The sequence below is a fragment of the Synechococcus sp. H55.9 genome (assembly GCF_047462355.1).
Lineage (GTDB): Bacteria > Cyanobacteriota > Cyanobacteriia > Thermostichales > Thermostichaceae > Thermostichus.
Window position 1 is genome coordinate 9,263 of record NZ_JANSJB010000049.1, and the last position, 10,034, is coordinate 19,296.

Genomic DNA, 10,034 nt, shown 5'->3' on the forward strand with positions numbered 1-10,034 from the left:
GCGCCTTATCTGATATTCATCGCGTTGCTGTTGTTCCCCTGGGGGATCGCTGTGCGGTGCGAATGCTGCTCTACAAGCTGGAATACGATGGGCCTGCATTTCCTTTTGATTTGACCCGCACCAGCAACCTAGCGGATGTGGCCGATATGATCCACCACGATTTTCAGGGCATGTGGGATCCCCAATACTTGCGCTACAGCCCTGCAGATCGCCGCATTTATCACAGCAAGTGGACAGGCCTATCTTTTGGCCATGAGGTGGAAGAAGGGGAAGATCCACTGCGGGACATGAGCCCTATCTACGAGCGGATGCGAACCCGCTACACAGCCCGTGCCAAGCGTTTTCTACATGTTTTGGAAAAGGCAGACAAGATCTTGTTTGTTCGCACAGGCGGCTGTCAGCGGGGCGCAGTGATCGACTTGATGGATAAATTGTCGACCAAGTGCAAGGGCAAACCCTTTCTGCTCCTCATCATTTCCCCCCAGTCTTCGGATGAGTTTGCCGGGATCCCCAATGTCATCCACTACGATATGGAGTTCAACCCCGACCGCATGTGTGCGGATCCTGAGCATTGGAAGTACTGCACAGGGATCATGAGGGATATTCTCCATTCCTTGGGGGTCTCTAGCCGCAATCTTTTCTGGTGCCCCCCACAACTGTAGGCGCCGACAATGGGCGGGTGGGGATAGAGCAGAAGTTTGAGGCGCTCCAAGGTGCTCAATCCAGAAAGCTGATGATCGGACTCGAACCGATGACCTGCTCATTACGAGTGAGCTGCTCTACCGACTGAGCTACATCAGCAACGGTTGATTCGATGGGGGAACCCGCCACTCCGGAGCAAGCAATCCCGATCTTGATCCTGGGCAAGCTTACTGATCTTACCTCATCCTTGCCTTACTCGGGATCCCCGGCGCCACAACCCCAGAGATAGCCCCAGCGTCAGCCACACCAACCAATCCCCCGTGCGGCTGTAGAAGGTGGTCTCAGAACGCCGCCTTACCTCTCCCGTGATCACCCCCCGCTGAAAGATGGGGCCGACCTGCTGGAGCCGACCTGAGGGATCCACCACCAGGTTGCCGCCGGTGTTGTTGACAAACACCATGCTACGCCGGTTTTCCACAGCCCGGAAAACCGAGAGCTTGCCGTGCAGCATCGGCCAGTGGCTATTGCCAAACCAGCTATCATCCGAAATCACGATCAAAGACTCGGCGCCATGACGGGTTAGAGCGCGGCTGGGCGCAGGCAGCACGCTCTCCAAGCAGATCATCACCCCCAAAGGCCCGAAAAGCTCGCCCCCGGCCAAAGGCCGATAGCCATCCGGCGAGGGCACATAGCGCCCCGACTCGAAATAGGGAAAGATCCACTGCTTGCCAAACCCATCCAGCAAGCTGCCCTGGGCGTCGAACAACAGGGCCATGTTCAACAATCGCTGCTGCTCCTCCGGCAGATGGGCTGTGCGGGGATCCGGCTCTGTTGCCCCCGTAATCAAAGCGCCTTCTGGCGGCAGAATCGCTTGCATCGGCTCGATCACATAAGGTTCCAGGGCGGTATTCAGCAGCCGCGCCCGCAGCGCCCCCTCCGGCCAAATCACCAATTGTGCGCCGGCGGCCACCCCCTGGGCAGAAAGTTGATGCAGCTCCCGGTAGCGCTCCCTGCGGTAGTCCCAACTGCGATCGGCTTCCAACCAAGCCACCTGCTGCACCGCCGCCACCCGAAAGCCGGGATCCCTGGCCAAAGCATCGAAGTAGGCCAGGCGCACGCTTCCATAAGCCAAGACCAGCCCCGTCAACCCCAGGCCCCAGGCGAGCGTACTCCAGAAATCCCTGTTCCTGAGCAGCTCATCCAAGCAGGTTCTCAGGGATCCTCGGGCCATCTGCCTGGCCATCTGCCAAAGCACCCCATTGACAAACACAGCAAAAAAGGTAACCCCCCAGATGCCTGTGATATCGGCCACCTGGATGGCAAGGGGCCAATCGAACAACAGGGAGCCCCAATGAAAGGGAATAGGCCACCAGAGCAAGCCCAACAGCCCATCCAAACCTGTCCAGACCGTGGCCAAGCCCAGCGGACGCGCCCAAGGCGGCAGGGGATGACTCAGATGCAAACTCAGGAGCGTAGCAGTGGTAAAGAAAAGGGGGATCAGGGGGGCCACCACCACGCCCCCCAAGATCTCCCAGGCGCTCAGCACCTTGACTGAGAAGGGATCCACCCAGAAGGCATACAGGCAAACCCAAAACCAAAGGCCATAGGCCAAACGCCACCGCGCCCACCCTTGCTGTTGTTCGCACAAGTCAAACAGCGGGGCTAGGCCCAGCAGCGCCCCCGGAAACCAATGCAGCCAGCGGTTGGGGGATCCCAGGCAAAGTAGCAGAATGGCCAGCCCCATCAGCCAGCGCCTGCCTGGGTTTCCTTTTTGGAGCAGATCCTGCTGTTGGGTTGAATCTCCCACTTTCAGCTTCATCAACAAGCGCCTAAATCTAAAGCTGTGTTAACATTTTGCATAACTTCAGGGGTCTGGCGCCTTCCGGCTTGGCTTGGGGATCTCGTCAGCGGTGCGTAGCACTATGGGCAAGGTTTTGGTTTTGAATGCCTCCTACGAGCCGCTCAACATCACCAGTTGGCGCAGGGCGGTTGTTCTGCTGCTCAAGGGCAAGGCCGAGCAAATCGAGCACAACGGTCGAGTGGTGTACGGCAACATTCCTTTGCCCACTGTCATTCGTCTGCGCCACTATGTCCACGTTCCCCACAAGGAGATCCCGCTCACGCGCCGCAACGTCCTCTACCGGGATGGGCACCGCTGTCAGTACTGCGGTTGCTACGGCGAAGACCTCACCCTTGATCACGTGATCCCGCGCTCCCGCGGCGGTGGAGATACTTGGGAGAACGTGGTCAGCGCCTGTGTGCGCTGCAACGTAAAAAAGGGCAACCGCACCCCCCGCGAAGCCGGTATGCCCCTGCTGCGCCAACCCCGCCGTCCCCACAGCACCCTCTACTTTGAAATCTCCAAAGCGGTTGACAGTGGTTCCCACCGAGAATGGTCCAAGTACGCCATCGGCCTGGAAGGGGATCCCCAAGAGGAACCGTTGGACAACGGCTAAGGATGGAGTTCTGACGTGGGGGCAGCTTTGGAAATGGGGGGAGAGGTGGTGGCCGGGATCCCCGTCTCGATCCACTGGTGGATCAGGGCATTGACCTGTTCGGGGCGCTCATCGTGAGGGCAGTGGCCGGCCTCCAGGAAGTATTCCACCGCCTGAGGGTAGTGAGCCCGGTAGAGCTTAGAGCGCTCGCGGGCCCGCATCCAGGGATCCCGTTCTCCCCAGATCAACAACAGCGGGCGCACCAAGCTGCGCAGCAGCTCATCCACGTAGCGTCCCTTCTGCCCGCCCCGCATCAAGGCTACAAACACATCGGCAGCCCCCGGATCCCGCGTGGGGCGGTGGATGTCTTCCACCAGTTGGTCTGTCACCGCCGCCGGGTCGTAGTAGACCTGCTTCAGCTTGGCCCGGATCACGTGCGGCTGTCGCAAGTACTGAAACAGCAAGTAAGATACCAGGCGCTGCCGCAGGCCCCAGCCCACCAATCCGCCCAGCCATTGCCGCCAGCCGCTCGGGGATCCTTTGAGCGTGGAGAACCCCCCTGCCCCATTCAAGAGCACCACGCCCCGCACCCACTCCGGCCACTCCGCCGCCAGACTGAGCACCACATAGCCGCCCAGGGAGTTGCCGATCCCCACCACGGGCCGACGGATCACCTGTTGGCAAAAGTCCCGCAGTTGATCCCGCCAGATTTCGGTGCGGTAGTCCCAGTTGGGCTTGGCGGAGCGACCGAAACCCAGCAAATCGATGGCATACACCTGATAGTGTTGCGCCAATTCGGGAATGTTTTTGCGCCAGTGGTCGGTGGAGGCCCCAAAGCCGTGCACCAAGAGCAAAGGCTGACCCTGCTCGCCTTGTTTGACATAATGAACCGACTGCCCTCGCCAAGTCCACCGCGCCGAAATGGGAGTGGCCGATGCCGATGTTGAAGCCATAGAAGTCGCTTGTAAGCTTTTCTTATTCTAGATTCTTTTAAATTCTGCTCAGCCGACTCTGGAGCTGTAGCCGCGCAGAGTATCCTAAACACGGATTGGACTTGCAGCATGATCGCCTTTTTGAGCGGCCACCTCGTCGCCATCGAATGGGGAGAGCGCAGCAGCCTCACCGTTGAGGTGCAGGGGATCGGCTATCGGGTCAAGGCCCCGGCGCGTTTTCTCAAGCAACTGCCCCCCATCGGAGAGCCCGTGCGGGTGTTTACCCACTTGGTGGTGCGAGAGACCGAGCTGGTGTTGTACGGGTTTGGCTCGCCAGCCGAGCGCGATTTGTTTGTGGAGCTCATCAAAGTTGCGGGGGTAGGGCCGGCTCTGGGTTTGGCTCTGCTGAATACCTTTGGCCTGCCGGAGCTGGTTCAGGCAGTGGTGACCGAAAACGTGCGCCTACTTTCCCTCGCACCAGGGGTAGGTCACAAAACGGCCCAGCGGCTGGCCTTGGAGCTGAAAACCAAGCTGGCCCACTGGCGACAAGGTTTGGAGAACGCAGATCGCCCCCTGGCCGGCGGGCCGCCCATGCCCATCCGGGAAGAGGTGGAAATGGCCTTGCTGGCCCTGGGCTACAGCGCTCAAGAAATTCAGGCGGCCCTGCAAGCTTTGCCCTCCCAGCCTCGCCCAACGGAAGAGTGGCTGCGGGATGCCATCACCTACCTCAGCCGCCAGCCATGAGCCCCTCTGTCCGCAAGCAGCCCCGCATCGGCATCCTGGGCGGCACCTTTAACCCTGTACATCACGGCCATTTGATCATGGCGGAACAAGCCCTTTGGCAGTTTGACCTGGATCAGGTGCTGTGGATGCCGGCAGGGGATCCCCCCCACAAGCCCCTGGCCGCCGGCGCCAGCAAAGCCGACCGCTTGGCTATGGTCAAACTGGCCATTGCCGACCACCAGCGCTTCGCCTGCTCAGAGCTGGAGATCCGCCGTCCGGGGCGCTCCTACACCATTGAGACGCTGCGCAGCCTTATCCAGGAGCAACCCAATACCCAGTGGTACTGGATCCTCGGCGTGGATGCCCTGCGGGATCTGCCCCAGTGGTATCGAGCCGAAGAATTGGCCCGCCTCTGCCACTGGATTGTCGCCCCACGGGTGGATGCCGGCGATGCCGCCCAGGTGTTGCGGTTGGTGGCCCAACAGTTGCCCATCCAGGCGGAAATCCTGGAAGCCCCTACCTTGACCCTCTCTTCCACCTACTTGCGGCGGCAAATCCAAAAGGGGGGATCCATTCGCTACCTGGTGCCCCCTGCCGTGGAGCACTACATCCGCCAGCACCGCCTCTACCTGCAGCGTGAAGAAGGGGAGGAATCCCTCCCCTCCGAATCAATCCGGTAGAAGTACCCCCAACCCCTTAGTAGGCCAAGCCCATGCTGCGGGTGGTTTCGGGGCCGAGATAGACCCGGATGCTCAAGAAATCCGTGGGGCAGGCAGTTTCGCAGCGTTTGCAGCCAACACAGTCTTCGGTGCGGGGAGAGGCCGCGATCATCCCGGCTTTGTTGTTCCCTTTCCAGGGCACCATCTCCAACACGTCGGTGGGACAAGCTCGCACACACTGAGTGCAGCCGATGCAGGTGTCGTAGATCTTGACCGAGTGAGCCATTAGCGTTCTCCAGTCGAGCAGGTTGAAAAGTTAAAAAAGATTGACCAATCGGCGTGGCAGCAACATCGCTGCGCAAGTGCCCTCAGTGTACTGTAGTCCTGCCAAGACACCCCAAGCTCCGATCCAAATGTTCAAACAAATTTACAGGATTGGGCTAGCGGAACGGCTGTCATAAGGGCCCCGGAGCCGTTGTTCCCGTTGGGCTAGGATCGCCTGAGAAAGACCAGGGCAAGGGATCCTATCAATGGGACGCTCGCTGCGGAATTGGAGAAGGCAAACCCAAGGCCAGATGCGCCGCCTGGGGCCTGTTTTGGCCGATATCCTCCAGGAGATCTACGCAGAGAACGTCCCTCGCCTGCGCCAATGGGATCGGCAGCTCACCGAGTGGGTGTACCGCCGCGGCTGGAGGGTGGATCCCTCCTTGCCCAAGGTGGCCATCTACGTGTTGGGCGCGGTGGTGATCCTGGCGATTCCGCTGCTCACCTTGGCGGTCTTGGTTGCCTTGGTTGCCTTTCTGGCCATCCAAATAGTTCAAAAATGGCCCCAGGAAGCCCCGGCAAGGGAGCGCCGTTATCTGCCCAGCGCCGACGCGGAGGACGACTCCGATCCCGGCCCAGAGAACTGGGATTTTTAGAGCCGGGCTAGCGGTCTTGTCGGATGCCCAAGCGCTGCTTCACCTGTCTGACCAGCTTTTGCTGGGAACGGTTTTCCAGCCTGTTCAGGCCGAGGGCGCCGGCCAGGATCCCCAACTGCAGCGCCAAGCTGGGCAGGGTGGTCTCCAGATCTCGCCCCGCCAAGGCCCGGAAGAAAAATACAAATGCCCCGATGGTGGCCGAGAATCCCACCGCCAGGTAGATGAAGCGCCGCAAACTCCGATAGGGAGCGGCCAGCTCCGTGAGCAGCCTCACCCGATCCGCCATCGGATCCTGGGGCAAGCTGGCTTTGGGCGAAGACTTGGGATCCGATTCTGCCATCGACTACACCTCCTCGGGCAACAGAAGGGGATCCCGACCGGAAACCCCCGCCAAAATGGCTTCGGCAGCGCGGCAGGCGGCCAGAATATCTTGCTCTTCCCCGCCCAGGTACACGCGGCCAAAGCTGCCAAAGGGCATCACCTCGAGGATGTTGATCCGGGCCGATTTTTCTGCCTCGTTGGCGGCCAGGGGGGCATAGCCTGCCGGCTGCACCTCCAGGATGTAGAGGGTTTGGCCGGCCAACAGCATTTGGCCGCGGCGGAAACGATTGATCAACTGGGTTTGGTGGGGATCGATGTTGCGGATGATCTGGCTGGAGATGATGCGCGGCTTGAGGCGCTCCTGTTCGCTCACCCCCAGAGCAGATAGAATGGCGCGGCCAGCCGTGCGGGTATCCCCCTGATTGCTGGAGTGTACCTCCAAAAGGCCGTAGAGGCGCTCCACCACCTGCAGCCCAGGCCTCACCGAAGTGGCTTTGAGGGCGATGTCCATGACGCGGTTGATCTCGATGCCGGGGGAAATCTCGACCCAGAGGGAAGTATCCCCTGGCAGGGGCAAAAAGCCCTGGGCCACCGTGCCCAGGTAGGCCGCGTACTGGGGCTGGAGCCGATCCAAAAACACATAACTGCGCAGGTCAATCCCCAAAGGAGTTCTCCCCCGTCTGTTGGGCTGGGTTGGACGTCGGACGACCGGGCCGGCATCCCTCCCTTTCTAGTCTCACGCCATCTCCTGGCTTTTGGGGAGAACGGCAGTTCGGGATCCCAACTTTTCCCCGCTACAGGCCACCCTGAGCCACCACCTTCACTGTTGTCAAAGCTTCCAGGTCAATGGGCCCGCGCACGTGCAGCCGCTGGGTGGAAATGCCCAAAGACAGGTCGCGAAACGCTCCCAAGGTGGGGATCCCGGCTCCCCGGCCTGCCGAGAGGGGGGACGTGTTGAGGTGGATCAGGGCGGCATCCACCTCCTGGAGAAAGCGCTGGGCTGCCGATTGGCTATCGGTGAGGATCGTCTCCGATTGACGACAGCCATTTTTGTTGATCCAGGCGATCGCCTCCGTCAGGTCGGCAACGGGCTGTAGGCGCAGATGAGGCTGTTCTGTGGAGTCAAAGCCCTCCCCAAGCGGGTGAAGCTGGGGGAATCGCTCCAGAATAGGGGCTGCTGCCTGTATATCGATCCCTTGACCCAGCAAGTCTTCAATCAGGGCGGTCAGATGATTGGCGGACCAATCGGTGTGGATCAGCAGCCAAAGGGTGAGGGGCTGATAAATCGGGATCCCTTCCGCGCCATACTGGGCCAGGGGATCCAACACAACTGACTTGACCAAAGGCCAGGGAGCCGTGCGATCCACGTAGATGTGGCCGTACCCCAGATGGGTGACCAGAGTCGGCACTTTGCTGGCCTGCAACAGGAACTCCACCCAGCCGGGGCGACCACAGGGGATCACCAGATCCACGTAGCGGGTTTGCTGCAACAACAGCAACAGTGGGGAATCGGCCTGAGGATCGGCCGTTTGGTCTTGGACGGGCAGGGTTTGAATGGCCCCTTCCGGGATCCCGTGCTCGTAGGCGGTCTCTGCCAACAGGTTGACCAGGGCCTGATGGGTTTTCTGGATAGGGCCGCTGCCGGCCAGAATCACGCCATTGCCCGTCTTGAGACACATGCCAATGCCATTCAAGGCAAACTCGGGGTAGATCTCGTAGACCAAGGCGATCAGCCCCAAAGGAACGCGGTAGCGGCCAATAAACAGCCCGTTGTCCTGACGGCACCCCCTCTCCAGGCTACCGATGGGATCCGGCTGTTGGGCCAAGAAAGCAAGCAACTGGGCGGATCGCTGCAGGCGCTCAGGAGTGAGCTTGAGGCCGTTGAGGATCCACTCCGGCAGGGTTTGCTCGCGGCAGCTTTCCAGGTCGAGGGTATTGGCCTCCAGCAGCAGATCGGAGCGATCCAGCAAACAACGCGAGAGAGCCAGCAGGGCCTGGCGCTTGGTTTGGCTGCTCAGCCGCTGCATCTGCGGCAGCAAACGGCGTACCTGTCGCAGAGTAGTGCTTAGGTCAAAGGCTGAACCGAAATCTGTCACTCGCTTCTCTCCTGCCTGGCTGACCGACGACAGACCTGCTCCCTTCTCCAGACCACTGCTAACAAGAAATGGCTGGATCCACAAGTGCCGGGGCTGCTGATTCTGCAGGGGATCGCCGGGGAAAGTCCCGCCAATCTTAAGGCCGCCGCAGCAGCAGGATCGCCGTGGCCATCAACAGGGTCAGCAACAAGCCAAGAATCAGGAACCAACTGAGCAACTGGGTTTGGCTGGGAAAGAGCACCGCACCGATAAACCCCACCACCAAAACAACCCCCAGGCTAAAGGTGAGGCCCAAGAGCGTGGATCCCTGGAGGGCATTTTCCCGCCGCAAGACCCACTGATGGCCGTTCCAGAACCACATTTTGCGATAGGGATAAGAAACCGCCAGTTGCTCAATATGCAAACGGTCGGGGGTGATGGCGAAAATATGCTGGCAACGGCTGCAGCCAAAAGCCTCGGTCAGGGTGATCAGGCGCAACTGACCCTGATGGCAACACGGGCAGGGGTAGATCTTGGTGGGCTCAATCGGCTGAGCCACCCGCAGGGACGATTTCTGCCGAGGCAACTTGCGGGGAGAAGAAAACGCCACAGCTCCTAGTTGGGGAGAAGTCGGGATCCCTCACATCCTATCTTCAAGAAAGTGGAGTCAAGCCACCCAGAGATGCTGGGTGTAACGCCAGGTCAAGATTTGGTTGAGGACGAGGAAGATGAGAGCCAGAAGCCCATAGCCCAGCTTGAGAACTCTGCTCAGGTGGGGACGAGCCCAGAGGGGAAGAAAGCCCAAATCTGTGTGCTTGGCCCAGTGCACGAGAGCCAGCACGTGTACGACGTGAACCGGCAGGCAGTAGCGAATCATGCTTCGCTGGCCCAGGGGACTCATGCCGGCTACAGCGATGTAGAACATGGCCCAGGCAGCCAAATGGAGCCCCAGCCGCTCCCGCCAGCGCTGGCTCTTGCCGGCCAGGATACTCCACCCATCCAGCAAGCCTGTAACAACTAGGGATCCCAACGTAACAGACACAAACAGTTGGCTGAGAGCATCAGACCACAGGCCAGGATCCTTCACGGGTGCAGAAGGAGAGAGCAAGACTTGCCATCGCTCAGGGGAAAGAACATAGGTAGAAGCTTGGAAAAGGGCTTGGTAATTGGCCTGCACGCCAGTGAAGTAGCGCTGCATTTCCAGGTAGAGATCCCAGCGGCCAAAGCGGAGCTGACAGTAGAGGAAAAAACTCAGCCCGCCCGACAAGGCCAAAACAACGGCGCTGGCTGTCCAAAACCAAGGGCGGGATAGCCGCAGCAGAGGAAC

Annotated in this window: 12 protein-coding genes, 1 tRNA gene and 1 pseudogene; 5 read left to right on the forward strand and 9 right to left on the reverse strand. The window is 60.1% G+C overall.

Going from position 1 to position 10,034, the window contains the following annotated elements:
* Positions 1 to 662 (forward strand): DUF1796 family putative cysteine peptidase (locus tag NW857_RS07855; RefSeq protein ID WP_414368576.1); only part of this gene is annotated, 662 nt, incomplete at its 5' end.
* A 66-nt stretch (positions 663 to 728) separates the two neighbouring features.
* Here the strand turns inward: NW857_RS07855 and NW857_RS07860 are convergent.
* Positions 729 to 801 (reverse strand) — tRNA-Thr (locus NW857_RS07860).
* 82 nt (positions 802 to 883) lie between these two features.
* Positions 884 to 2,461, reverse strand: a complete 1,578-nt coding sequence (locus tag NW857_RS07865; protein WP_414334065.1) for an apolipoprotein N-acyltransferase — start codon at positions 2,459 to 2,461, stop codon at positions 884 to 886.
* 103 nt (positions 2,462 to 2,564) lie between these two features.
* On the opposite strand from NW857_RS07865, the gene NW857_RS07870 reads away from it, so the two are divergent.
* On the forward strand, positions 2,565 to 3,098 hold the full coding sequence (locus tag NW857_RS07870) for an HNH endonuclease (protein WP_414334103.1): 534 nt from the start codon (positions 2,565 to 2,567) through the stop codon (positions 3,096 to 3,098).
* Here NW857_RS07870 and NW857_RS07875 read toward each other — a convergent pair.
* Positions 3,095 to 4,030, reverse strand: a complete 936-nt coding sequence (locus NW857_RS07875) for an alpha/beta fold hydrolase (protein ID WP_414338320.1) — start codon at positions 4,028 to 4,030, stop codon at positions 3,095 to 3,097. The genes NW857_RS07870 and NW857_RS07875 overlap by 4 nt on opposite strands.
* Positions 4,031 to 4,138: 108 nt before the next feature.
* Between NW857_RS07875 and ruvA the strand changes: the two genes are divergently transcribed.
* Both ruvA and nadD read left to right on the forward strand, forming a co-directional pair.
* Positions 4,139 to 4,753, forward strand: coding sequence for a Holliday junction branch migration protein RuvA (ruvA, locus tag NW857_RS07880; protein ID WP_414334069.1), 615 nt, complete (start codon positions 4,139 to 4,141; stop codon positions 4,751 to 4,753).
* Complete coding sequence (gene nadD, locus NW857_RS07885) at positions 4,750 to 5,412, forward strand: nicotinate-nucleotide adenylyltransferase (RefSeq protein ID WP_414334070.1); 663 nt, start codon at positions 4,750 to 4,752, stop codon at positions 5,410 to 5,412. Before ruvA ends, nadD begins: the two co-directional genes overlap by 4 nt.
* A 16-nt stretch (positions 5,413 to 5,428) precedes the next feature.
* Here nadD and psaC read toward each other — a convergent pair whose 3' ends face one another.
* The gene (psaC, locus tag NW857_RS07890) at positions 5,429 to 5,677 is read right to left on the reverse strand and encodes a photosystem I iron-sulfur center protein PsaC (protein WP_244348937.1); all 249 of its coding nucleotides are present in this window, start codon (positions 5,675 to 5,677) and stop codon (positions 5,429 to 5,431) included.
* Between the two features lie 244 nt (positions 5,678 to 5,921).
* On the opposite strand from psaC, the gene NW857_RS07895 reads away from it, so the two are divergent.
* Positions 5,922 to 6,311: a hypothetical protein gene (locus tag NW857_RS07895; protein WP_414334072.1), complete on the forward strand. Its 390-nt coding sequence runs from the start codon at positions 5,922 to 5,924 to the stop codon at positions 6,309 to 6,311.
* Positions 6,312 to 6,318: 7 nt separating this feature from the next.
* Here NW857_RS07895 and NW857_RS07900 read toward each other — a convergent pair whose 3' ends face one another.
* The 5 genes and pseudogenes from NW857_RS07900 to NW857_RS07920 form a co-directional block, all read right to left on the reverse strand.
* Positions 6,319 to 6,651 carry a DUF3493 domain-containing protein gene (locus NW857_RS07900; protein WP_414334074.1) on the reverse strand — a complete coding sequence of 111 codons (333 nt, stop codon included), beginning with the start codon at positions 6,649 to 6,651 and terminating at the stop codon, positions 6,319 to 6,321.
* Between the two features lie 3 nt (positions 6,652 to 6,654).
* Complete coding sequence (locus tag NW857_RS07905; RefSeq protein WP_414334076.1) at positions 6,655 to 7,296, reverse strand: hypothetical protein; 642 nt, start codon at positions 7,294 to 7,296, stop codon at positions 6,655 to 6,657.
* Positions 7,297 to 7,426: 130 nt separating this feature from the next.
* Complete coding sequence (locus NW857_RS07910) at positions 7,427 to 8,728, reverse strand: gamma-glutamyl phosphate reductase (RefSeq protein WP_414368578.1); 1,302 nt, start codon at positions 8,726 to 8,728, stop codon at positions 7,427 to 7,429.
* Positions 8,729 to 8,864: 136 nt separating this feature from the next.
* A complete protein-coding gene (locus tag NW857_RS07915) occupies positions 8,865 to 9,317 on the reverse strand; it encodes a hypothetical protein (RefSeq protein ID WP_414334079.1) in 453 nt (150 codons plus the stop codon).
* A gap of 57 nt (positions 9,318 to 9,374) precedes the next feature.
* Positions 9,375 to 10,034, reverse strand: a pseudogene (locus NW857_RS07920) (hypothetical protein); the annotation flags it as partial.

Excerpts from the sequence above, each read along its gene's own strand:
- ruvA (WP_414334069.1), top strand. The coding sequence starts at position 4,139 with ATGATCGCCTTTTTGAGCGGCCACCTCGTCGCCATCGAATGGGGAGAG.
- nadD (WP_414334070.1), top strand. The coding sequence starts at position 4,750 with ATGAGCCCCTCTGTCCGCAAGCAGCCCCGCATCGGCATCCTGGGCGGC.
- NW857_RS07875 (WP_414338320.1), bottom strand. The coding sequence starts at position 4,030 with ATGGCTTCAACATCGGCATCGGCCACTCCCATTTCGGCGCGGTGGACT.
- NW857_RS07900 (WP_414334074.1), bottom strand. The coding sequence starts at position 6,651 with ATGGCAGAATCGGATCCCAAGTCTTCGCCCAAAGCCAGCTTGCCCCAG.
- NW857_RS07865 (WP_414334065.1), bottom strand. The coding sequence starts at position 2,461 with ATGAAGCTGAAAGTGGGAGATTCAACCCAACAGCAGGATCTGCTCCAA.
- NW857_RS07870 (WP_414334103.1), top strand. The coding sequence starts at position 2,565 with ATGGGCAAGGTTTTGGTTTTGAATGCCTCCTACGAGCCGCTCAACATC.
- NW857_RS07895 (WP_414334072.1), top strand. The coding sequence starts at position 5,922 with ATGGGACGCTCGCTGCGGAATTGGAGAAGGCAAACCCAAGGCCAGATG.
- psaC (WP_244348937.1), bottom strand. The coding sequence starts at position 5,677 with ATGGCTCACTCGGTCAAGATCTACGACACCTGCATCGGCTGCACTCAG.